This window comes from Achromobacter sp. Root565 (assembly GCF_001427425.1).
Classification (GTDB): Bacteria; Pseudomonadota; Gammaproteobacteria; order Burkholderiales; family Burkholderiaceae_B; genus Achromobacter; species Achromobacter spanius_D.
This window is the reverse complement of sequence record NZ_LMGO01000001.1, coordinates 1,715,900-1,737,153: the sequence shown is the minus strand read 5'-3', so window position 1 is coordinate 1,737,153 and position 21,254 is coordinate 1,715,900. Positions and strand designations below refer to the sequence as shown.

21 protein-coding genes are annotated in these 21,254 nt (G+C 66.5%); 9 read left to right on the top strand and 12 right to left on the bottom strand.

The window, feature by feature from the left end; translation table 11 throughout:
- Positions 1-12 precede the first annotated feature (12 nt).
- From ASD71_RS07775 to ASD71_RS07765, 3 genes are all read left to right on the top strand, one after another.
- On the top strand, positions 13-723 hold the full coding sequence (locus ASD71_RS07775) for a ribonuclease activity regulator RraA (RefSeq protein ID WP_056561707.1): 711 nt from the start codon (positions 13-15) through the stop codon (positions 721-723).
- A 62-nt stretch (positions 724-785) separates the two neighbouring features.
- The gene (locus ASD71_RS07770; protein WP_056561705.1) at positions 786-1,775 is read left to right on the top strand and encodes a tripartite tricarboxylate transporter substrate binding protein; all 990 of its coding nucleotides are present in this window, start codon (positions 786-788) and stop codon (positions 1,773-1,775) included.
- 85 nt (positions 1,776-1,860) lie between these two features.
- Positions 1,861-2,553, top strand: a complete 693-nt coding sequence (locus ASD71_RS07765; RefSeq protein WP_056561704.1) for an HAD-IA family hydrolase — start codon at positions 1,861-1,863, stop codon at positions 2,551-2,553.
- Between the two features lie 47 nt (positions 2,554-2,600).
- Here ASD71_RS07765 and ASD71_RS07760 read toward each other — a convergent pair whose 3' ends face one another.
- Both ASD71_RS07760 and ASD71_RS07755 read right to left on the bottom strand, forming a co-directional pair.
- Positions 2,601-3,206, bottom strand: a complete 606-nt coding sequence (locus ASD71_RS07760) for a TetR/AcrR family transcriptional regulator (RefSeq protein ID WP_056566572.1) — start codon at positions 3,204-3,206, stop codon at positions 2,601-2,603.
- Between the two features lie 25 nt (positions 3,207-3,231).
- A complete protein-coding gene (locus ASD71_RS07755) occupies positions 3,232-3,840 on the bottom strand; it encodes an NAD(P)H-dependent oxidoreductase (RefSeq protein ID WP_056561703.1) in 609 nt (202 codons plus the stop codon).
- Positions 3,841-4,008: 168 nt separating this feature from the next.
- Between ASD71_RS07755 and ASD71_RS07750 the strand changes: the two genes are divergently transcribed.
- On the top strand, positions 4,009-4,962 hold the full coding sequence (locus tag ASD71_RS07750) for a cation diffusion facilitator family transporter (RefSeq protein ID WP_056561700.1): 954 nt from the start codon (positions 4,009-4,011) through the stop codon (positions 4,960-4,962).
- A 32-nt stretch (positions 4,963-4,994) separates the two neighbouring features.
- Here ASD71_RS07750 and ASD71_RS07745 read toward each other — a convergent pair whose 3' ends face one another.
- From ASD71_RS07745 to ASD71_RS07735, 3 genes are read right to left on the bottom strand one after another with little or no spacing between them, the layout of a single operon-like run.
- Positions 4,995-5,336, bottom strand: a complete 342-nt coding sequence (locus ASD71_RS07745) for a hypothetical protein (RefSeq protein ID WP_056561698.1) — start codon at positions 5,334-5,336, stop codon at positions 4,995-4,997.
- Positions 5,337-5,339: 3 nt separating this feature from the next.
- Positions 5,340-7,874, bottom strand: coding sequence for a cbb3-type cytochrome c oxidase subunit I (locus ASD71_RS07740; protein ID WP_056561695.1), 2,535 nt, complete (start codon positions 7,872-7,874; stop codon positions 5,340-5,342).
- A complete protein-coding gene (locus tag ASD71_RS07735; protein ID WP_056566569.1) occupies positions 7,871-8,833 on the bottom strand; it encodes a c-type cytochrome in 963 nt (320 codons plus the stop codon). The genes ASD71_RS07740 and ASD71_RS07735 overlap by 4 nt, the downstream gene beginning before the upstream one ends.
- A gap of 170 nt (positions 8,834-9,003) precedes the next feature.
- Between ASD71_RS07735 and ASD71_RS07730 the strand changes: the two genes are divergently transcribed.
- The 4 genes from ASD71_RS07730 to ASD71_RS07715 all read left to right on the top strand — a co-directional run bounded on the left by ASD71_RS07730 (position 9,004) and on the right by ASD71_RS07715 (position 10,813).
- A complete protein-coding gene (locus ASD71_RS07730; protein WP_156395099.1) occupies positions 9,004-9,429 on the top strand; it encodes a cytochrome c family protein in 426 nt (141 codons plus the stop codon).
- Positions 9,426-10,274, top strand: coding sequence for a c-type cytochrome (locus ASD71_RS07725; protein WP_056561693.1), 849 nt, complete (start codon positions 9,426-9,428; stop codon positions 10,272-10,274). The genes ASD71_RS07730 and ASD71_RS07725 overlap by 4 nt, the downstream gene beginning before the upstream one ends.
- A gap of 84 nt (positions 10,275-10,358) precedes the next feature.
- Positions 10,359-10,619 (top strand): hypothetical protein, encoded by a 261-nt coding sequence (locus tag ASD71_RS07720; RefSeq protein WP_056561692.1) that lies wholly within the window; start codon positions 10,359-10,361, stop codon positions 10,617-10,619.
- The gene (locus ASD71_RS07715; RefSeq protein ID WP_056561691.1) at positions 10,616-10,813 is read left to right on the top strand and encodes a hypothetical protein; all 198 of its coding nucleotides are present in this window, start codon (positions 10,616-10,618) and stop codon (positions 10,811-10,813) included. The genes ASD71_RS07720 and ASD71_RS07715 overlap by 4 nt, the downstream gene beginning before the upstream one ends.
- Positions 10,814-10,860: 47 nt before the next feature.
- Here the strand turns inward: ASD71_RS07715 and ASD71_RS07710 are convergent, their stop codons facing one another.
- The 4 genes from ASD71_RS07710 to ASD71_RS07695 form a co-directional block, all read right to left on the bottom strand.
- Positions 10,861-11,337 carry a hypothetical protein gene (locus ASD71_RS07710; RefSeq protein ID WP_056561689.1) on the bottom strand — a complete coding sequence of 159 codons (477 nt, stop codon included), beginning with the start codon at positions 11,335-11,337 and terminating at the stop codon, positions 10,861-10,863.
- Complete coding sequence (locus tag ASD71_RS07705; protein ID WP_056561687.1) at positions 11,334-12,848, bottom strand: PepSY domain-containing protein; 1,515 nt, start codon at positions 12,846-12,848, stop codon at positions 11,334-11,336. The genes ASD71_RS07710 and ASD71_RS07705 overlap by 4 nt, the downstream gene beginning before the upstream one ends.
- 13 nt (positions 12,849-12,861) lie before the next feature.
- Positions 12,862-14,973, bottom strand: a complete 2,112-nt coding sequence (locus ASD71_RS07700; protein ID WP_056561685.1) for a TonB-dependent siderophore receptor — start codon at positions 14,971-14,973, stop codon at positions 12,862-12,864.
- Positions 14,974-15,154: 181 nt separating this feature from the next.
- Positions 15,155-15,559, bottom strand: coding sequence for a DUF2946 family protein (locus ASD71_RS07695; RefSeq protein WP_056561683.1), 405 nt, complete (start codon positions 15,557-15,559; stop codon positions 15,155-15,157).
- Between the two features lie 113 nt (positions 15,560-15,672).
- On the opposite strand from ASD71_RS07695, the gene ASD71_RS07690 reads away from it, so the two are divergent.
- A complete protein-coding gene (locus ASD71_RS07690) occupies positions 15,673-16,380 on the top strand; it encodes an acetoacetate decarboxylase family protein (protein WP_056561681.1) in 708 nt (235 codons plus the stop codon).
- 7 nt (positions 16,381-16,387) lie between these two features.
- Here the strand turns inward: ASD71_RS07690 and ASD71_RS07685 are convergent, their stop codons facing one another.
- Genes ASD71_RS07685 through ASD71_RS07675 form a run of 3 tightly spaced genes read right to left on the bottom strand, consistent with a single transcriptional unit; the run spans position 16,388 to position 21,197 of the window.
- On the bottom strand, positions 16,388-16,990 hold the full coding sequence (locus tag ASD71_RS07685) for a PaaI family thioesterase (protein WP_369818943.1): 603 nt from the start codon (positions 16,988-16,990) through the stop codon (positions 16,388-16,390).
- A complete protein-coding gene (locus ASD71_RS07680) occupies positions 16,987-20,091 on the bottom strand; it encodes an efflux RND transporter permease subunit (protein ID WP_056561679.1) in 3,105 nt (1,034 codons plus the stop codon). Before ASD71_RS07680 ends, ASD71_RS07685 begins: the two co-directional genes overlap by 4 nt.
- Positions 20,091-21,197 (bottom strand): efflux RND transporter periplasmic adaptor subunit, encoded by a 1,107-nt coding sequence (locus ASD71_RS07675; RefSeq protein WP_056561677.1) that lies wholly within the window; start codon positions 21,195-21,197, stop codon positions 20,091-20,093. Before ASD71_RS07675 ends, ASD71_RS07680 begins: the two co-directional genes overlap by 1 nt.
- Positions 21,198-21,254 lie beyond the last annotated feature (57 nt).

The following is a 21,254-nucleotide window of genomic DNA, read 5'->3' as shown; positions in this document are numbered from 1 at the left end:
ATCGTGTCCCAAATGAATCCCGAAACCCGCGCCAGGTTGGCCGGTGTCAGCACCGCCACCCTGTGCACGGCGCTTTTCAAGCGCGGCCTGCGCAACCAGTTCATCCAGGACGTGCGCCCGCTGAACGCCAACCTGCCCAACATGGTTGGCCCGGCCTTCACGCTGCGCTACATCCCCGCGCGCGAAGACCTGAACACGATCAAGGTGTTCGAAGATCGTGCGCACCCGCAGCGCGCCGCAGTGGAGACCTGCCCGGAAGGCGCGGTCTTCGTCATCGACAGCCGCAAGGATGCGCGCGCCGCCTCCGCAGGCTCGATCCTGGTCACCCGCCTGATGAAGCGCGGCGTGGCAGGCGTGGTGACCGACGGCGGCTTTCGCGATTCGCCGGAAATCGCCGAGATGGGCTTTCCCGCTTATCACCAGCGTCCGTCCGCTCCCACCAACCTGACCCTGCACCAGGCGCTGGACATCAATGCGCCCATCGGCTGCGGCGACGTGGCCGTGTGGCCGGGCGATATCGTCGTGGGCGACCGTGAAGGCGTGGTCGTCATTCCGGCCCATCTGGCAGACGAGATCGCCCTTGAGGCCGTCGAAATGACCGCCTTCGAAGACTTCGTGACCAGCCAGGTGCAAGGCGGCGCGTCCATCCTGGGCCTGTACCCGCCGACCGATCCGGGCACGAAGGACAAATTCGCCGCCTGGCGCAAAGAACAGGGCCGCTGAGCCTAGCCGCCGGCACGACCGGCACCCCACACATACCTATAAAACAAGGCAGGAGACAAATCATGAACACGCAACGACGTGGCGCGCTGGCCGCGCTTCTGGCCGGCGCGGTCTTCGGTACGCTGGCGTTGCCCGCCAGCGCCGCCGACTGGCCCACGCAAAAGCCCATTTCCTATGTGGTGCCGTTCACCGTGGGCGGTTCGACCGACGTGGTGGGCCGGGTGCTGGCCCAGAAGCTGGGCGACCGCCTGAAACAGAACGTCGTTGTCGAAAACAAGCCGGGCGCCGCCGGCGGCATCGGCGCGACTTACGTCGCCAAGGCGCCGCCCGATGGCTACACCTTGTTCGGCGGCACGATCAGCACCCATGCCATCAACGCCAGCCTGTACAAGATCCTGAAGTACGACCCGGTGAAGGACTTTGAGCCGGTGTCGTTGATTGCGTTCCTGCCTAACGTGCTGCTGGTGGATCCGAACCTGGGCGTGAACTCGGTGGCCGACCTGATCGCGCTGCTCAAGCGCGACCCCACCAAGCGCACGTTCGCGTCCTCGGGGGCGGGCACCTCGACGCACCTGGCCGGCGAACTGTTCGCCGGCATGATCGGCGTGCCGCTCACGCACGTGCCTTACAAGGGCACGCCGCCCGCCATGGTGGACGTCTCGTCCGGCGCGGTGACGTTCATGTTCGACCAGATGACCGCGGCGCTGCCGCTGCTGCAGACCGGCAAGCTCAAGCTGCTGGCCGTCACCACCAAGGACCGCATCGCGCTCGCGCCGGAGATCCCGACCATGCAGGAAGCCGGCGTGCCGGGCTTCCAGATGGCGTCCTGGCAGGCGGTGTACGCGCCCAAAGGCACGCCCAAGCCGATCCTGGACAAGCTGGCCGCCGAGATTGCCCGGATCCTGAAAGAGCCCGACGTGCAGGAAAAACTGGGCAAGACGATGGGCATGGAACTGGTTGGCAGCACGCCGGATGAGCTTCGGGATCTGATGGCCACCGAGATCCCGCGCTGGGCGGAAGTCGTGAAGAAGTCGGGTGCGTCGGTCGAGTGACACGACGCTAGTGTGAGCAAGGCCGCGCAGCGCTAAGCTATGTTTTTGGGTCTGGTCGACCGCCAGACCCAAAGCGGAGCCGACCATGACCGATTTGACTGCCCTGGCAGGGGCCACCATTGCCTTCGATCTCGACGGAACGCTGGTCGAGTCGGCCCCCGACCTGATCGGGTCGGTAAATGCCGTATTGGTCGCGCACGGCTACGAGCCCTTGCCCTACGAACGGGGCCGGCCTTTCGTCAGCCGAGGCGCACGGTGGTTGTTGGAATTCGGTCTGAAAAGCGCTGGCGAGCCCGAGCCGGCGGCGCGCGCGGCCGCGCTGTTTGGCGGCTTCATTGCCTACTACAGTGACCATATCGCCGATGACACTCGGCCTTTTCCTGGGGTAATAGACGCCCTGAAAACGCTTCGGTCGGCGGGCGCCACGCTGGTTGTGTGCACCAACAAGCCCACGGGTCTGTCGCGCAGCCTGTTGACCAAGTTGCACATGGCGGGGTTGTTCGACGGCGTGGTAGGCATCGACGCGGTGTCGGCGGCCAAGCCCAATCCCGCACACTTGATCGAGGCCGTGCAGGCCGTGGGTGGCAATCTGGCTCGCACAGTCATGGTGGGGGATGCCGACACCGATGCGGGCGCCGCGCGCGGGGCCGGCACGCCGCTGGTGCTGGTCGACTTTGGGTATACGGAAATCCCCGCCGTCGACCTTGCGCCGGATGTGCTCCTGCATTGCTTCGACGATCTGGCGGACGCCTGCGCCGCGTTGATCGACCGTCCATAGGCGGGCGTGCTGACGGCTTGCGGCGGCAAGATAGGCCCAGCGGAACCCTATTTGTCCGGGGGGAGCGCGTGTTTCACCATGTCCACAATGATCCGGAAGAGCTCGTCCCGGGCGGCTTGCTGCGTGATCTCGCCTGCGACCGCCGCCTGCGACAGCGCGTCGGCCGCGCCCAGCATGCCCCACAGACTGGCCAGGGAAACGCCATGCGGGCCAGCGAACGGCGCCAGGATGTCCCGGCATTTCCTGATGAACGCGTGCTGATACTGCGTCTTCACGGCGGCCAGTTCCGGGGAGCCATTCAACGCCGCGAGCACGCCGGGGATTTCACGCCCCTGCGCCGACACGCATTCCACGTACCGGGTGGCGATGACGTCTGCCTTGTCTTTCAGCGTGGGTTTGCTGGCGGCGATGGCGGCGTCGATGATTCCGGTCTGGCGCTGGTCGAAATCCTGGTACAGCGCCGCCAGCAGCCCGTTGCGGGTGCCGAAGTGGTCGTAGACGACGGGCTTGGAGACGCCGGCCTGCTCAGCTAGACGGCCCAGCGTCAACGCGTCAGTGCCTTCGTCGCGGATCAGCGCCCACGACACGTCGATGAGCTGGCGTTGCCGCGCGTCCTTGGACAGCCGGCGGCGGGGGGCGGGTTGGGACGTCATCAAGGGTCTCTTCGAGGTCGGGCAATCACGATTGCGGGGCAAAGATCCGCTGGCCGATGGCCTGCGCGGCGGTCAGGTGCGCTTCGGGGTATCCGGCGTCGGACGCCACCAGCAGATCGGATGTTGCCACGCGCGCGCCGCAGTAGCCGAAGATACCGTGATCAATTTGCGTCTTCATCGCGCCGAAGTAACCGTGCCGCGCATACGTGCGCATATCGGCGCCGCCGCTGGCGACCAGATGCACCTGCAGCCGCTGCAAGCGTTTGACCACCTTGCCGTCGGGGTTGGCGTCATAGGCCCAGCCATTGGTGAAGACGCGGTCGATCCAGCCTTTCAACAAGGCGGGAAACGACCACCAGTGCACGGGATAGACCAGCACCAGCGCGTCGGCCCGATCCAGGCGCGCGTGTTCGGCGGTCACGTCAGCGGGCGGGTTAGACCGGGTCAGGTGCAGGTCCACGTCGGCCTGGGTGAAGCGGGGGTCGAAGCCTTCGGCGGCCAGGTCCGCCACCTCGTATGAATGCAGCGGTCCTGTTTCTGAGCCCTGTTGCGCGACCCCGTTCGCGACATGGTGGGCGATGGCGTGCGTGAGGGACTTCGCATCGGGGTGAGCAACAACGATGAGCGCGTGCATGGCGATTTCCTTCGATTCAATGGGATAACCTACCAATCGTAGCCTACGTTTAGTAGGTTGTGCCAGATAAACCTGATGCTTCATGTCGGATCCGCCTCGCCGCGCCATGCACCGCCCAGGGGTCGATGCGGTTATCGTGTCGCCAGATCAGTCCCCATCGGAGGATCCATGACCTCGCGAACGGCATTGTTCGACCTGCGCTCGGAGCAGGGCGTGTTGCGGATATCCATCGCGGTCACACTTTGCATCGCCGTCATCGGCATCGGCTTTGGCGTGGCCTCGGGATCGTTTTCCATCGTCTTCGATGGGGTCTATTCGCTGGTCGACGCCAGCATGAGCGCGCTGTCGCTGGTGGTCGTGCGGCTCATCACCTCCTACGCCACGTCCCGGCAACTGCCGCGCAAGCTGCGCGAGCGCTTCACGATGGGCTTCTGGCACCTGGAACCCATGGTGCTCGCGCTGAACGGCATCCTGCTAAGCGGCGTGGCGGTCTACGCGCTCATCAATGCGGTCAGCAGCCTGCTGAAAGGGGGGCGCGATCTGGAATTCGGCCTGGCGCTTGTCTATGCCGTGCTGACCCTCACCGCGTGCGTGGCGATCGCGCTGGCCGAGGCGCGCGCCAACCGCCGGATCCGGTCGGCATTCCTGCACATGGACCTGAAGGGCTGGATCATGTCGGCCAGCATCACAGCCGCGCTGCTGGTGGCGTTCTGCATCGGGTTCGGGGTGCAGGGCACCCGCTGGGAATGGATTTCGCCCTACATCGACCCGGCCGTGCTGGCGGTGGTGTGCGCCGTGATCATCCCCTTGCCGCTATCGGTCATCCGCCAGGCGTTGTCCGAGATGCTGCTGGTCACGCCTGCCGACCTGAAACTGCACGTGGACTCGGTGGCGCAGGCCTTTGTGCAGCGCCATGGCTTCGCGTCGTATCGCGCGTACGTCGCTAAGGTTGGCCGATCGAAGGAAATCGAACTGTATTTCATCGTGCCGGCCGACACGCCCGCGCGCGGCATCGGCGAGTGGGACAGCCTGCGCGACGAGATCGGGGAGGCGCTTGGCGCCGACAGCCCCGATCGCTGGCTGACAGTGGTGTTCACTGGCGACCCGGAGTGGGCGGAATAGCCTGCCGCCGCCGCGGTACGTGGTGCATCCGGTCAGAGACACGCTGCCATCAGGAAAACCGGTAGCGTTTCCCAGACCACCGCCACGGCCGACAGCCCGCACAGCGCGGCGCAAAGCCAGGCATGAAAGGGCGGCGCGCCCTGCGCGCGCACCCGCGCACGCTGGCGCCAGGCGGCCAGCGCCATGCCGGCCAGGGCCGCCGCGCTGCCGGCTACGATGATCCACGACGACACCGGCAGCCCGAGCCACAGGCCGGTCAACGCCGACCGGGCGCAGGCCAGCGCGTTGACGATGTAGATGAACAGAAAGTGCGCCAGCCAGATCAGCGGGCCGGCGATGAGATACAGCAGTTCGACCGAGAAGCGCGTTCTCATGGCTTATCCCGTCAGCCGCGGAAAGGCGTGCAGCAGCGCCAGCGCGATCAGCCCTTGCGCCACGGTGTAATTCATCATCGCCCGGGTGGTGTCGAACGCCGCGCGGCGCGTGGGGCTGAGTCTTCCCGCCATTGATCGCGCCACTGTAAATATGGCCATCACGACGGAAAGGCCGCCAAACAGCGCCTGCAGGCCCGCGACGGCATACGTTGCTGCCGTGTAGGCGGTGGCTTGGGGACGCAGGCCGGCCTGCCAGTGCACGATCAGGTCCAGCGCGGGCGCCGCGGCCAGCAACAGCGCCGCGCCGGCGACGCATCCGCGCAGCGCCGATTGCCGGTCTTGCGTCATCAGCCGCGCGGCGGCCGCGGCAAGGCCCGCGCCAGCCAGCAGCATGACGGCCGACAGCATTGGCCAGCCCGGTGAGGGCAGCACACTGGCCGCGGGCCAGGCCTGCGGATTCGTGGTCCAGAGGAACAGGTAGCTGAACAGCAACGATCCGAAGATGCTGGCGCACACGATCAGCAGCATCACCATCGCCCACGACGCATGCGACACGCTGCCCGAACACATCATGGGCAGCCGCAGGCCGCCGCCGATGTCCACCGGTGGGTAGTCCGGGCTGGTATCCGCGTCCCACAGCCAGCGCCAGAGCGCCACAACGGCCAGCACGCCAAACGCCGCCGCCAGCGTCATCAGCTTGAAGGTCAGCAGCAGGAAGAAACCGGCGGTGCCCACGGCGGCAAGCAGCGGCGACCACGCGGGGCCGGGCAACGGCAGCACGTAATCAGGGCGGGCTTCCAGCGCGCTGGTCACCAGCGTGGTGCGCAGGCCGGCCGGCGAATTGGGCAGGTAATGCTGGCCGTCGGCGACCTGCCGTTCGAGGCCGGGCTGATCCCACAGCGGCTCGCGGCTGGTCACCGTGGGCACGCTGCGCAGCCCGTAGCTGCCGCTGGGCAGCCACTCCAGCGTGCCGGCGTCCCAGACATTGCCCGCATTGTTGTCGATGGTCGGCCGGAAGTTGCGCGCCAGGTCGATCAAGAAAACGAGCACCCCCGCGGCGATCAGGTAGGCGCCCACGGTCGACAGCAGGTTCAGCGGACCGAGGCCCTGGCTTTCGGCGTAGGTGTAGACGCGGCGCGGCATGCCGGCCAGCCCCGTGAAGTGCATCGGAAAGAAGGCGACGTTAAAGCCCACGAACATCAGCCAGAAGGCCCAGCGGCCCAGCCGCTCGGATAGCCGCCGCGCGCTGATGAAGGGCGTCCAGTAGTAGAACGCCGCGAACAGCGGAAACACCATCCCGCCGAACAGTACGTAATGCAGGTGCGCAACCACAAAGTAGGTGTCGTGCGCCTGAAGGTCGAACGGAATGACGGCCACCATCACGCCGGTCAGGCCGCCAATGACGAACACAAAGAAGAATCCCAGGATGAACAGCGTAGGCGTCTTGAGCGGGCGCAGCCGGACGGCGGCGGCAATGGTGGCGATCCAGGCGAATATCTGGATGGCAGTCGGCACCGACACCGCCATGCTCGCGGCCGACGCGAAGCTGAGCGACAACTGCGGAATGCCCGTGGCAAACATGTGATGCACCCACAGCCCGAAACTCAGAAATCCGGTGGACACTACCGCCAGCACCACCAGGCGATAACCGACCAGCGGCGTGCCGGTCATCGCGGGGATCATCATCGACACCATGCCGGCGGCGGGCAGGAAGATGATGTAGACCTCCGGGTGGCCAAAGAACCAGAACAAGTGCTGCCACAGCAGCGGATCGCCGCCGCGATCGGCAATGAAGAACGGCATGTCGAACGCGCGCTCCAGCTCCAGCAGCGCAGTGGCCACGATGACCGCGGGAAACGCGATGATTACCATGCCGCAGAACACCAGCATCACCCAGGCGAACACCGGGATCTTGTCCAGCGTCATGCCGGGGGCGCGCGTGCGCAGGATGCCGATGGCCAGCTCGATGGCGCCGGCAATCGCCGAGATCTCGATGAAGCCGATGCCCAGCAGCCACAGGTCGGCGTTCACCGCGGGCGAGTATTTGGTGCTGGTCAGCGGCGGGTACATGAACCAGCCGCCGTCGGGCGCGAGCCCCACGAAGAGGCTGCAGAAGAACACCAGCCCGCCGATTGCATAGGCCCAATAGGCGTAGGCCGACAGTCGCGGAAACGGCAGGTCGCGCGCGCCCAGCATGTTGGGAAGCAGCAGTACGGCTACCGCCTCGACGGCCGGCACCGCGAACAGGAACATCATCACCGTGCCGTGCATGGTGAAGAGCTGGTTGTAAAGCTCGTGGCCGATCAGGTTGTTGTCTGGCGCGGCGAGCTGGGTTCGCATCATCAACCCCAGTACGCCGGCCAGGATGAAAAAGAGCAGTGCGGTGCCGATGTACAGCAGGCCGATGGACGTGTTGTTGACCACCGTGAGCGCCCGCCATCCCGTGGGACGCTTCCAGGCGCGTTCGAGCTGCTCGAGTTCGCCTTCGGGCCGCGGCAGCGCGTTGGGAAGCTCGGTCGGGGATGTCTGGCGCGTCACTTCAGGCTTTCCAGGTAACGGGCCACGGCGCGCAGATCCTCGCCCGGCCATTGGTCGAAGGAGGGCATGCCATTGCCAGGTTTGATCTGCTGGCTGCCGGCAATCCATCCGCCCATCGCGCCTACGTTGTTCGGCAATATGCCCGCCGCAAGGGAGGGGCGGCTGCCCACATGGGTGAGGTCCGGTCCCAGCGTGCCGAGTGCCGCCGAGCCGCGCACCGTGTGGCATTGCGCGCACGCTTGCGTGAATAGCTCGGCCGCTGGCTTGAGCTCGGGTCCGGGCGCGCGTGCCGGCTGGCGTTGCGCCTGCACCCAGGCCTCGAATGCGCCCGCGTCCACCGCCTGCACGTCAAAAAGCATCTGGGCGTGTTGCGCGCCGCAATACTCGGCGCAATGGCCGCGAAACGTGCCGGGGGTCCTGGCCAGCGCGCGCATCCGGTTCACGCGGCCGGGGATCATGTCGAGCTTGCCGCCTAGTTCGGGAATCCAGAAACTGTGGATCACGTTGTCGGACTTGAGCAGGAATTGCACCGGCTTTCCCGTGGGAATGCGGATCTCGTTGGCGGTCTCGAAGAGCAAGCCCCCCGACGCATCCAGATAGCGCACGCGCCACCACCACAATTCGCCGGTGACTTCAATGCGCGCGGCAAACGATGCCGCGTCCCGGGCCGCCGACGGGGAAGGTGTCAGCACGTAGATCAGCAGGGCAGTCAGCGCCGCGACGGGAAACGCGATGCCCGCGCCGACGATGAGCCCGGTCCGCGAAAGCCGGCGGCGCAGCGTCGCGGGACCGAACATCGCCAGCGCCAGCACCGCGGCCACCGCGGCGAAGATCGCCGCCGCGCCCACGTACAACACCCAGCCGATCTCGGCGATCCGCGCAGCGTCCTCGCCGCTGGGTTGAGCCGACGCGGCAACGGGCAACGCGGCGGCGAGCGCGATAAGTAGGATTTTCGCCATGTTCTTGTAATGGATGATCCGGCGCGCGATGGCCAGTCCGGCCAACGGACCGCCGGCCCGCGAGAGGCTTCGTCAGCATTTTTCGTGCCCGCGTGCGCGATTGTCTTGCGGGCACAAGAGTTGCTGGCGCCTCGAGATTCTGCGCAGACAGCGCGATAGAGGAGACGGCCTTGCGCCGGATTGCCCGACCCAACCGCCTGCTACCGGCCCTGGCTGCGATGTTGCTGCTTGGCGCCTGCCAGGACGACAAGCGGCCGCTCTTTCCAGCGGATGCGGCGGGCGGCTTGCGCGAAGGGGCCGATCCCGACCGTGGCCGCCGGCTGATCGCCGAGCGCGGCTGCACCGCCTGTCACACCGTCCCCGGCGTCAGCGGTCCTCCGTCCCGTGTTGGCCCGCCTTTGGGCAACATGGCGCGGCAGGCGTACGTGGCCGGGCTGCTGCCCAACACCCCCGAAAACCTGGTGCGCTGGCTGATGGATCCGCCCGCCGTGAATCCCCGGACGGCCATGCCCCGCACGGGCTTGCAGCACGCAGACGCCGAGGATATCGCCGCCTATCTGGTGCGGCGTGCAGACCGCAAGGCGAGGGCGCCATGAAGCGCTGGAAGCGCACGGCCGCGGTCACGCTTGTTGCCGCCGCCGCGACCGCCGGGGCGGTGGGTGGCGCTGTTGTGTACTTCGGCGCGTACGACGTGACCGCCACGTCGCCGCACACCACGCCGGTGCACCATCTGCTTGATGTCGCGTTGACGCGGGCCGTGAAGATGCGGTCGGCCGACATCGTGGCGCCTGAACTGGACACGGCCGAACGCATCCAGAACGGCTCGCGCCTGTACCGCGCCCACTGCGCCCAATGCCACGGGGGACCGGGGGTGGCGCCGCAGCCGTACGCGCTGGGGCTGAGCCCGGCGCCCGCCGCGCTGGTTGCTACCGCGCGGATGCGAACGGCGGCCGAGATCTTCTGGGTTACCCGGCAGGGCATCAAGATGACCGGCATGCCGGCTTGGCAATACCGCCTGACCGACGACGAAATATGGGACGTGGTGGCGTTCCTGCGCGTGTTGCCGGGTTTGTCCGCCGACGATTATCGGCGCGGGGAGGATGACCAACCGCCCGCCACACCGCTTGAAAAGGTCCAGCCCGCGGCCCGGGTAGGAGACGCCCGGGCCGGCCGCGATGCGCTGCAGCAATATCTTTGCGTGACCTGCCATGCGATTCCGGGCGTGCCCGGAGCGTGGAACTACGTGGGCCCGGCGCTGGACCAGATGGGCGACCGGCCATACATCGCGGGCGTCCTGCCCAATACGCCCGCCAATATGGAGCGCTGGCTGCGCAATCCGACAGACGTCAAAACGGGCACGGCCATGCCCGACCTGGGAGTCAGCGTACAGGATGCAAAGGACATCGCCGCGTTCCTGCGCACATTGACCGAGGGGCCGTGAACCGCTTGTCTCCGTCAAAGGGTTCCGCGTGCAGGAACGGCACTTGCTCGCCTGCCAATCACCTTGATGCCCCGGAGCTTTTCCATGACGCAACCCAAGTCCGACAGTGCCCGAGAATCCATCCCCGGCCAGCCCGACGTTAACAAAGGCGCGCTACGGCCATCCGGCCATGCCACGACCCCGGAGCCCGTGCCAGACGTGGACCACCCGCCGCGCGCGCGCAGCCATGATCAGCCGGGCTTCGATCAGGCCGTGGCCCAGGAAGAAGCCGAGGCGCGTAGTGGCAGGCTGCCTGGCAGCAACGACACGCGTCCCGCCCCGGACCGCGATGAGGAAGAGAAATGATCGTTGAAGTCTTTCAGCGCGCGGATGGCCACTGGGGTTTTCGTGGCATCGCCTTGCTGGGCGTTCAAGAGGACGAGGGGTCCTATGCGACACGCGACGACGCCGCGGCAGCCGCCAGCGTCGCCTACCCGGGCGAGACGGTCTCCGACGTCGACGCGTCTATGGATACGTCGCCTCGACCTCACTCGGATTGACGCCGCATCAATAACGTGGGGGCCGCGTCGGTACTGCGCGCCCCGCGTCAATATCGCCCGGCGGCCAGCACGTCGTGCAGATATCCGTCCGCGTCCGGGCGTGCGGTAAGCATGTGCCGCACCCACGCGTCGCGTTCATGCGCGATCACGGCCAGTTCCCATACACAAGCCAGCGCGGGCGCGTTGACCGGCGCAAACGCGTCCGGCCGGGCCAGCGGCGCCGACAGCATGCGCTGGCACACGATGCCGCCGGAGATCCACCAGTCCACGAGCAGCCACACGGCTTCCTCGCCCACGTGCGCAATGCAGTAACCAAGACCATGGGTGCGCGGACCGTCAGCGTGTTCGTCCAGTACGTCGCGCACGGTGGCGCGGACTGACGCCGTGACGGGCTCGGACAGGATCGGACGGGCAACGTCCGGGTCTCGATGGATGCCGTACGCCTTGATCGAATGACCTGCCTCGCGCCACACGCCCAGCGTGGCAATGCGGCGGGGGGAATAAGGTTCGGGAGGAAGCGTCATCTTGTGCCTTGCGATCGGGGATGGCGCGATTCTACCGGCGCGCCGCGCGCCCAGCCCAGCCGCCGCGCGCCCAGCACGATGCCCGTCGCGGACACGGCCAGGCCGCCCAGGCTCAACAGGATAAGCGCCAGGTCCCGACCCACGCCGGCATTCAGCAAAGCGGGCGTATCCCAGCTATGCAAAAAGTAGAAGAGCCAGCGTCCGACCCGCTGCGCGCGGGACAGGCTGAGCACCGGTTCGCCGGTGCGCAGATCCACGTAGACGCGGTCGCCGGCCGGGGTGTCGAAATCCAGACGAAGGACCGGTAGCCCACGCGGAGCGCCGCCGTTCATCGCTTCGGCGTGGCGCGCGTAGTAGTAGGCATCGTAGTGATCCAGCAACGTCGCTTGAACGGTTGCGCCGGGAAACAGCGCGCGCGCAGCGTCAAGGACTGCTTCAGGCTGCCACTCCGGCTGCACGATCAATGCGCCATCCTCCCGGCGAACGATGCGGCTGCCTGCCATCGCGTCGCGCGCCAGCACGTACGGCTGGCCCGCCATCCGCCGCCATTCGAGCTGGACCGGATGAAATCCCGTGTCGTGCAAGGCCTGCAGCACCGGCCGCGGATCCGTAATCGGCGCGGCGCGTTGCGCGCCCGCCATGGCATGCCGATCAGGGCCGGGATCGGAACCGGCGAATAGCCCGCCCGGATTCATCGACATCAGCCCGCTGAAGATCCACGTGCAGACAAATGCGCTGAAGGCGACCCCGATGATGTGGTGCCAGCGCATCCAGGATTCGCGGTACGGCGTGCGCGCGCCCGTTTTGTAGCGGCCGCGAAAGCGCCAGCGCCACACGCCGACGACCGTGCCGCTGACCGCCAGCACGGTGCAGACGGCCGACAGGATGATCACCATCCAGCTCCATACCGGATCGACGGAGCGGTCGCGCGCCATGTACAGCCAGTGCAGCCACGCGCCAACGTAGTTCCAGCGCTGCTGCGCGATCGGCGCGTCCAGCACGACTTCGCCCGTCGCTGACGACACATACAGCGTGCCTGCCGCGTCGCCCTCCACGCGCACTTTATGCAGCGGGCGATGGCGGTCCAGCCCGCGTGAATGTGTCCAGCGGTCCTCGTCGATCAGGCCCGCATGCCGGGGCGTGCCCGCGGGCCAGAATGCGTGCGCCGCGGCGATGGCCATGTCCGCCGTCACCGCGCCATCGGCCTGCCCGGTTCGGGCGGACCAGGCGCGCGGGCCGTCCGGGGTTGGCACGATGTAGGTCGGCTCACCGCGCACCGACGTCAGCACGGCAAGCGTGCCGCCGGCCTGCGCCGCGTCCAACGGGCGCAAAACGTCCGCCGCCAGCACGGGCAGGCTGACGAATCGCTCTTCGGGCGTCAGCTTCGGGTAGCCGACATACAGCATGACGATGCCGCTGAGAAACCACGCCAGCATCAGCAGGCAGCCGCCCACCCCCAGCCAGCGATGCGCCAGGTAGGTCAGCCTGCGCAGGCGCGCCTTGACGTCCATGGTCGCGCCTCGCTCAGAAACGGTGGTTCAGCGTCAGCTCGAACCGGCGGCTTGGCCCATACATCCATTGGGTGTTGGTGTAGTAGGCGGTCGTGAAGTACGCGCGGTCGAAGATGTTGAAGCCCCGGGCCGTGATGGCGGTGTCCTTGTTCACGTCCCAGCGCAGCGCCAGGTCGGTCGTGGTGTAGGACGGCAGTTCGATGGAGTTGGCGCTGTCCGCATAGCGCTTGCCCACGTAGCGCATGCCGCCCATCGCGGTCCAGCCCGGCTGGAAGTTCCAGCTCAGCCACAGGTTCGCCAGGCGTTGCGGCACATTGGGCGGGACATTGCCCGCGCGCGACACGGCCGCGCCGCCGACGGACTCGGAGAAGTCGTCGTACCTGGCGCGCAGCACGGTGGCATTGGCGTCGATGGTCCAGCCGGGCGCGACCGCCAGCGACAGCGACGTCTCCAGCCCGCGCGACGATTGCTCGCCCACCTGCACCCGCAGGCTGGGATCGTCGGCGTCGCGCGACAGCAGGTTGGTCTTGCGGATCTCGTACGCCGCCAAGGTCCACTCGCCGCGGCCATCCATGAAATTCTGCTTCAAGCCGATCTCGATCTGCTTGCCGCGCGACAGATCGAACGACGCGTTGGACGGGCTGATCATCAACAGCCCGCTGACTGGGTCGGCGGCTTCCGCGTATTGCGCATAGACGGCCAGATCCGGAGTCACGTCATACACGGTGCCGATGCGCCAGCCCACGTCGGAAAACGTCTTGGACAGGGCGCGCTGATCGGTGACCAGATCGTCGCGCGTAACCTTCGCGTGGTCGTAGCGCAGGCCGCCGATGAGGGACCACTTGCTGGTCAGCGCCAGGCGGTCTTCCATGAACAGGGCGAACTGGTCGGCCTTGTTGCGGTAACGCGGAATGAACGGGACGTCGCTCTGGTACTGGCCGTGATCCGGGTCATACGGATCCACCGATCCCGAACTGCCCGTGTACGTGTTGTTGATGTGTTTGAACGTGGCGTGGTTGACGTCGAAACCCACGGACACCGTGTTGTCCAGGCCCCCCAGCGTGCCCTTGAAGACGGCGCTCGTCGTCAGGCCCGTCTGGGTCTGGTCATGCGTGATCTGCGTGTTGTCCGATCGGTCGATCAGGCTGGTCGCGGGGTTGTAGACGTAGCGTTCGGCATTGCGCCAGTCACGGTCGCTCTGCACGTGGTAAAGGCGCGCGCGCACCGTGGTCGCATCGTTCGGCGTCCAGACGGTGTCCAGTTGCGTCCACTGGTCACGAAAGCGCATGAAGCTGTCGGCGACGTTGTAGTTCTGTTTGCGCACGCCGTCGTCCTGCTCGCCGTTGATCATCGGCGTGCCGAAGTACCGCATCGGGCGCTGATAGCCGTACGCATAGCTCAGCGTCATGTTCAGGTCGGGCGTGGCGTCCCAGCGCAGCGCGCCCGAGAACGTCGCGTCGCCCGACTGGCCCCGGTCGACATAGCCGTCCGTGTAGTTGCCGCTGACATCCAGGCGATACGACAACGTATCGCTGAGCGCGCCGCCGCTGCCCAGGCCCAGCCGTGCCGTGTCCTGCGTGCCGATCGTGGCCTGCACTTCGTTCTGGATCGGCCCGCGGGTGGGGCGCTTGGGGATCACGTTGACGACGCCGCCGATCGCGCCGTCGCCGTAGATGACGGAGGCGGGTCCGCGCAGCACCTCGATGCGCTCGACCGACCACGTGTCGAACGGAAACGTCAGGCCGACGCCGCCATATTGGCGCAGTCCGTCGTACAGCCGCATGACCGACGTGCTGTCGGTGAAGCCGCGCACCGACAGGGCGCTGTTGCCGTTGCCGGGGTGGGGAGCGGCCGAAAAGCCGGGTGCGCGGGTGATCGCTTCGATCACGCTGGCGTCGCCGCGGGACTCGATCTGTTCCCGCGAAATGATGTCGACGCTCGCGGGCGTCTGCATGGGTGTGAGGCCGAGATTGGAGCCGGTGGATGCCTCGGTGGTAAGCGCGGTTTCCGTGCCGCCGACCACGGTGATGGGGGCGAGGGTGGCAGGAGCGGTTTGGGCGGCGGCGTTGAACGCGGCCAGGATCAGCGTCGTGCCGAGGCACGCGTGCGAGCGAACGATGGTCAAGGTGACCCCTCTTCTTTGTCTTCGACATGATCTGCCGCCGGCATGAAAGGCCGGTCGGCAAAGCGCGGGCGAAGAGGGGATGGCCGAGCAGGCGGCGCCCATGCGCTGGCGCCGTGGTGATGGCTTACGGGGGCTCCCGCTCTTCGCTGCCGTGCACGGCCTCAGGCGCGTGCGCGGCGGATCAGGAAGACAGGGAAGGCGGGGCGCGTGATCCGAGGGGCGGCCCCAGGGCCGGAAGCGGCGGCGTGGCCCGGTAGACGGGGATTTCGGGCGCGGCGTAAGCGGCGCGCGCTGACAGCACGGGCGCAAGCCCCGTGTCCGGCAAGATCGCGTGCGAGGCGAGGGCGCCAAAGGCGCAGGCCTCACCAGCAACGTGCTTCGAATCCTGCTCTCCCGGCAAGTCGAACGTCACGTTCATCGTGCCGCCGGCTTCGCACAGCGTCAGCATCAGCGAGGTCGTGGACGGCCCCGCCATGTAGCCGGTCGGGATGAAAGCGCGCAGCACGAAAGCGGCCATTGCCAGGCAGACGAGCAAGCGCCAAGGCAGGCCGCGGGGCTGAAACGCAGAGTCCCGGTGAATCGACATGGGCAGGATTCTATTACAGAACCTTACGCATTCCGTCCGAATGGAAAGGCATGCGGCGTTCGGTCGCAGGGCGCTTACTATCGGCCGATACCGCCTCACAGGAGTTCGCCAGCATGATTCCTCCTTCGAACGGCATTCCGCCCGGCATGGCTGCCGACACCTCACATTCCGATGCGCCTTCGCCGTATCCGCAGGCCCCCTGGAACCTGCACGGCCATGCGCTCATCAGCGCGTGGCGGGTGCCGCTGGCCGATCTGCCGCAGCAGGCGCCCGGCGATGCCCGCGTGGTCACGTTGGGACGCCATGCCATCTGCACGACCGTCTGGACGGCTTATGAACCTGGCGGCACGCTCGTCTATAACGAGCTGCTTTTTGCGACGGCGGTACGTCACACGGGATTGCTCGCACCCACGTGTACCGTGGGCCCGATCTGGGTGGACGACGAGGCGGCCGCCGAGGGGGGCCGCAAATTGTGGGGGATCCCGAAGCGCATTGGCCATTTCGAGCCGCTGCGTGCGTTGGGCGCGCCCGGTGAGCCTGCTGCGCTGACGCAGGCGTCGCTTATTGCGGAAGGGCGGCCCGCGGCCAGCGTGCATTTCCGCCCCGGCCCGCGCCTCGCCGTACCGCTACGCTTCGCGGTGTGGACCGTGCAGGACGGGCCGGCAGGGCTGATCCGCACGCGCTGCACGCTTCGGGGAACGCTACGTTTCGGGACGGCGCACTGGCGCCTGGCTGAAGACGGTCCGCTGGGGTTTCTTGCGCGGCGCCAGCCGGTGGCCAGCGCGTGGTTGGAACGGATGTCGATGTCGTTTGGGGTGTAGCGATGCGCTATGCACGCCGGTCAAATACAACGCAGGTGGTGGTGGCGTGCGCATACAGCTTGCCGTTTTCGTCCTCCACCCGCGCCTGCGCCGTGGCGATCTGCATGCCGCTGTGTATCAGCGTCGCGGCGGCGCGAAGCGCCCCAGTGGACGGCGCAGCCGCGCGTACGATGTTGACGCTGAGTTCGACCGTCGTGTAGCTCCGGCCCTCCGGGAGCGCACTCTGGATCGCACAACCCAATGCCGAATCCAGCAGAGTCGAGAACCAGCCGCCATGGACGGTGCCGAACGGATTGCAATGCCGCAGCTCGGGGATGCCGAGAAATACGGCCCAGCCCGAGTCCGCTTCCACGAGCGTCATGTTCGTGGTGTCGTTCATCGGCGGGTAGGGCAGCTCGCCGGCCATCATGGCGTGCAGGATCTGTAAGCCCGTCATGCCGACGATCTGATCTGGACGGGCGAAATCGGGCTTGCCCCCGCCTGCAAGCATCCTCGCAAGTGCGGCCTGGCGCTGAGCCGCCCAGCCAGTCTGTTGATTCCTGTACATACGAACCCCCTCGTCGTGAAGCCCCCGGCGGGCAGCCGCCACGCCGGAGGTGGTGTGGATCAACTGGTCATAGCCCGGGAAACAATGGGTTCAGCGGCGTCCCGCGCGGCGGCCGGACGGATCTTGAACCAGATAGCGTACATGGCCGGCAGGAACACCAGCGTGATGATGGTCCCGGCGAACGTGCCGCCGATCAGCGTGTAGGCCAGCGTTCCCCAGAACACCGAATGCGTCAACGGGATGAAAGCCAGTATCGCGGCCAGCGCCGTCAGGATCACCGGCCGCGCTCGCTGCACCGTCGCCTCGACCACCGCGTCGAAGGGCGCCAGGCCTTCCTGTTCGTTATGGTGGATCTGGCCGATCAGGATCAGCGTGTTGCGCATCAGGATTCCGGACAGGGCAATCAGTCCGACCAGCGCATTGATACCGAACGGCTGCTGAAACAGAAGCAGTGTCGGCACGACACCGATCAGGCCGAGCGGGCTGGTCGCAAACACCATCACCATGGCGGCGATGGATCGCACCTGCAGGATGATGATGAGCAGGGTGACGGCGATCATGATGGGAAATAGCGGCAGCATGGCGGCGCTGGCCTTGGCGGATTCTTCGATGGAGCCGGCCTGTTCGATGCGATATCCCGCTGGCAGGTCATTGATGACCGGCTGCAGCTGCTTGAAGATCGCGGTGGAAACGTCAGGCGGCTGAAGTTCTTCCGCGATGTCGCCGCGCACCGTAATCACCGGCGTGCGGTCGCGGCGCCGCAGGATCGGATCCTCCATGCGGACATCAATCGTTCCGACCTGCGACAGGGGCACGCGTTGGCCTTCGGTCCCCACGAGCGTCAGGCCGGCGATCTTGGCCGGATCTAGACGGATGTCACCGGCGGCTCGGCCGACCACCTCCACCGAGCGGATGTCTTCGCGAACGTTGGTGAGGGGCACGCCACTCAACAGGAATTGCAACTGCAAGGCCACCGAGCTGGAGGTCAATCCCACCGCCTGAAGCCTGTCCTGGTCCAGCGTGAAGTGCAGGGCGGGAACACGCGCGCCCCAGTCGGTGTTCACGGTGCGCATCATGGGATCCGCCTGCATGATCGACTGGACGCGTGCGGCAATCGTGCGAAGCTTGCCGGCGTCAGGCCCCATGACGCGGTAGGCGACCGGGAACGGCGAGGGCGGGCCGAACACGATCTGGGTGACGCGGACCTGCGCCTGCGGCGCCAAGCCGTCGGCGATAGCCTGGCGCAGCCGGAACTTGAGCGCTTCGCGTTCCTTGTCATCCCCCGTCAGGATCACGATCTTGGCGAATGACGGGTCCGGCAGCTCGGGCGCCATGGCCAGAAAGAAGCGCGGCGCACCTTGGCCGATGTAGGCGGTGACGATCCTGGCCTCCGGCTGCCGGGCGAGCCATGCTTCGACTGACGCTGTGGCCTGGCTTGTCTGTGCGATGGACGTGCCGTATGGCATCTGCACTTCAACGAGCACTTCGGGCCGATCCGAAGTGGGAAAGAACTGCTTGTTGACCAGGCCCATGCCCACCACGGCAAGCGCAAAGACCGCGACCACCGTTCCCGCGACCAGCCATTTGCGGCCGATGACGTGCCGCAGCAGGCGCCGGAAGCGGTTGTAATGGCGGGTGTTGTAGATGGCGTGGTGTCCGCCTTCAATCTTCTTTATGTCCGGCAGCATCTTCACGCCCAGATACGGCGTGAAGAACACCGCCACTACCCATGACGCGATCAGCGCAATGCCGACGATCCAGAACATGTTGCTGGTGTACTCCCCCGCGGTCGAAAGCGCGAAACCGTTCGGCATGAAGCCGACCGCGGTGACCAGCGTGCCCGACAGCATGGGGGCGGCCGTGTGGCTCCACGCATACGCCGACGCCGCGATCCGGCTGTAGCCTTCTTCCATCTTGACCACCATCATTTCGATGGCGATGATGGCGTCGTCCACCAGCAGGCCTAGCGCCAGGATCAACGAGCCAAGCGTGATGCGGTCGAAGTTCTTGCCCGAGGCCGCCATGATGACGAACACCGCTGCCAGGGTCAGGGGTACGGCGGCGGCCACCACGACGCCGACGCGCCATCCCATGCTGATAAAGCACACTAGCATCACGACCAGCAGTGCGACGAAGAACTTGACCATGAATTCGTCGACGGCCGCGCTGATGTTGACCGCCTGGTCCGTCACCTTGGCCAGGCTTATGCCGAGCGGTAATGCGGCATTGATCTTGCCGACCTCCTTTTCGAGCGCGCTGCCCAGCTCAAGCCCATTCCATTCGTCACGCATGACCACGCCCAAGAGCAGCGCAGGCTCGCCGTTGCTGCGCACCAGGAAAGTGGCTGGATCTTCGTAGCCGCGTTCTACGGTCGCCACGTCCGCCAGCTTCAGCGTACGTCCCTGGCCACTGACGGGCGTCTGGCGGATCTTGTCCAGGCTGTCGAACGCGCCGTCCACACGCAGGAACACCTGGGGCCCCTTGGTTTCGATCGACCCCGCAGGCGTAAGGACGTTCTGAGCATTGAGCGCCGCAAAAATGGCTTGCGGATCGACGCCGAGCGTAGCCAGACGGTCATGGGAGAACGACACGAAGATGCGCTCGGGCTGCTCGCCGATGATGTTCACCTTCTTGACGCCGGGCACGTGAAGCAGTTGTTGGCGCATGACCTCGGCGTCGCGCGCCAGCAGGCGCTGAGGCTCGCCCTTCGCCTTGAGCGCATACAGGGCAAAAGTGACGTCCGCGTACTCGTCATTAACCATCGGCCCGATGACGCCGGAAGGCAGGCGCTTCGTTTCGTCGGCGAGCTTTTTGCGTGCCTGATAGAACGCTTCCTGCACCTCCTTGGGCGGCGTGCTGTCCAGCAGGGACACCATGGTGAACGCCAGGCCCGGCCGCGTGAAGGTTTCGGTTCGGTCATACCACCGCAGTTCCTGCAGCCGCTTTTCCAGCGGTTCGGCAACCTGATCCTGCATTTCCTGCGCGGTCGCGCCGGGCCATGCCGTCACGACGGTCATTTGCTTGATGGTGAAGGGTGGATCCTCGGCACGGCCCAGTTGGAAAAACGCGAGGATCCCGGCAACCGAGACGAGAAGAATCAGGAACAGCGTGATTGAGCGTTCGCGCACGGCGAGTGCGGACAGGTTGAAGCGGCCTTCGCTCATCAACGCACTCCCACGATGGCGGCAGCATTCTTCTCCTCGAGCCGGACTTGCTCGCCTTCATGCAGCAGATGCGCGCCCAGGGACACGACACGTTCGCCGGCCTTGAGGTCGCCGGCGACACGCGCCACATCGTCGCTCAGGCCGTGCACCTGGACGGGCCGCCGCGCCACCTGGGCCGGCGTGCCGTCCACCACCACCCAGACGCCCGGACCTGCTCCGGTGTCGAATACCGCGCCAATCGGCACCTGCAGCATGGGCGTGCCGTGCGGCGACTGCTGAATGTCGATCGTGACAGTGGCCCCCAACGGCGCAGGGGCCAGCGCGCCTTCCAGCACGTATCTGGCCTCGAACGTCCGCGTGACGCGATCCGCCGCATGGGACAGTTGCCGCAATATGGCGGGCGCGGGGGAATGACGGTCGCCGTACAACGTCGCCAGGGCTGCGGAACCCACTGACGGCCGTAGTGTCTCGGGCAGGTGCACGATGGCTTCGCGCTGGCCGGCGCGCGCAAGCCGCACGACGGGCTGCCCGGCGGCAACGACCTGGCCGGGTTCGGCCAGCGTTTCCACGAGGACGCCGTCCGCGTCTGCCACCAGCACCGCATAGCTAGACGCGTTCTTCGCGACGTTGGCCCGCGCTTTGGCCGCCTTCAGTTCCGCGCGCGCCGTATCGGCCGCGGCCTTGATCTGCGCATAGGCAGACGCTGACACGGCGCCTTCCGCAACGAGGCCGCGATAGCGGGCGTCGTCGTCGATGGCCTGCTTGGCGCGAGCATGCGCCGCGGCAACCGCCTCTTGCTGCGCACGGGCTTGCAGGCCCAGGTCCTCCGGATCCAGCCGCATGAGCGGCTGGCCGCGGGTCACGGTTTGACCAGTATCGACGAGGCGCTCCAAGACCTTGCCCGACACGCGGAATCCCAGATCGCTTTGAACGCGCGCCGCCACGACTCCCGTGAAGGACCGCGCCGACGCGGATGCGTTTTGCGCCACGCCGACGCGGACAAGCGGGAGATCGAGGCGGGGATCTGATGGAGGGCTATCGCCGCATGCCGAGAGGGCGAAAGGCAACAGGCAAAAGGCAAACGGGGCAAGCTGGCGCCGAAACATGGGAAACCATCCTCACAAAGAAGGTCCCCATTCTATACAAGTGACCAATAAGGTCAA

What these genes read in the sequence shown, in the direction of transcription:
- ASD71_RS07715 (WP_056561691.1), top strand. Translation starts at nt 10,616, where the DNA reads ATGATCGTTGAAGTCTTTCAGCGCGCGGATGGCCACTGGGGTTTTCGT.
- ASD71_RS07695 (WP_056561683.1), bottom strand. Translation starts at nt 15,559, where the DNA reads ATGTCGATTCACCGGGACTCTGCGTTTCAGCCCCGCGGCCTGCCTTGG.
- ASD71_RS07720 (WP_056561692.1), top strand. Translation starts at nt 10,359, where the DNA reads ATGACGCAACCCAAGTCCGACAGTGCCCGAGAATCCATCCCCGGCCAG.
- ASD71_RS07710 (WP_056561689.1), bottom strand. Translation starts at nt 11,337, where the DNA reads ATGACGCTTCCTCCCGAACCTTATTCCCCCCGCCGCATTGCCACGCTG.
- ASD71_RS07765 (WP_056561704.1), top strand. Translation starts at nt 1,861, where the DNA reads ATGACCGATTTGACTGCCCTGGCAGGGGCCACCATTGCCTTCGATCTC.
- ASD71_RS07775 (WP_056561707.1), top strand. Translation starts at nt 13, where the DNA reads ATGAATCCCGAAACCCGCGCCAGGTTGGCCGGTGTCAGCACCGCCACC.
- ASD71_RS07760 (WP_056566572.1), bottom strand. Translation starts at nt 3,206, where the DNA reads ATGACGTCCCAACCCGCCCCCCGCCGCCGGCTGTCCAAGGACGCGCGG.
- ASD71_RS07745 (WP_056561698.1), bottom strand. Translation starts at nt 5,336, where the DNA reads ATGAGAACGCGCTTCTCGGTCGAACTGCTGTATCTCATCGCCGGCCCG.
- ASD71_RS07755 (WP_056561703.1), bottom strand. Translation starts at nt 3,840, where the DNA reads ATGCACGCGCTCATCGTTGTTGCTCACCCCGATGCGAAGTCCCTCACG.
- ASD71_RS07690 (WP_056561681.1), top strand. Translation starts at nt 15,673, where the DNA reads ATGATTCCTCCTTCGAACGGCATTCCGCCCGGCATGGCTGCCGACACC.
- ASD71_RS07675 (WP_056561677.1), bottom strand. Translation starts at nt 21,197, where the DNA reads ATGTTTCGGCGCCAGCTTGCCCCGTTTGCCTTTTGCCTGTTGCCTTTC.
- ASD71_RS07735 (WP_056566569.1), bottom strand. Translation starts at nt 8,833, where the DNA reads ATGGCGAAAATCCTACTTATCGCGCTCGCCGCCGCGTTGCCCGTTGCC.
- ASD71_RS07770 (WP_056561705.1), top strand. Translation starts at nt 786, where the DNA reads ATGAACACGCAACGACGTGGCGCGCTGGCCGCGCTTCTGGCCGGCGCG.
- ASD71_RS07705 (WP_056561687.1), bottom strand. Translation starts at nt 12,848, where the DNA reads ATGGACGTCAAGGCGCGCCTGCGCAGGCTGACCTACCTGGCGCATCGC.
- ASD71_RS07680 (WP_056561679.1), bottom strand. Translation starts at nt 20,091, where the DNA reads ATGAGCGAAGGCCGCTTCAACCTGTCCGCACTCGCCGTGCGCGAACGC.
- ASD71_RS07750 (WP_056561700.1), top strand. Translation starts at nt 4,009, where the DNA reads ATGACCTCGCGAACGGCATTGTTCGACCTGCGCTCGGAGCAGGGCGTG.
- ASD71_RS07725 (WP_056561693.1), top strand. Translation starts at nt 9,426, where the DNA reads ATGAAGCGCTGGAAGCGCACGGCCGCGGTCACGCTTGTTGCCGCCGCC.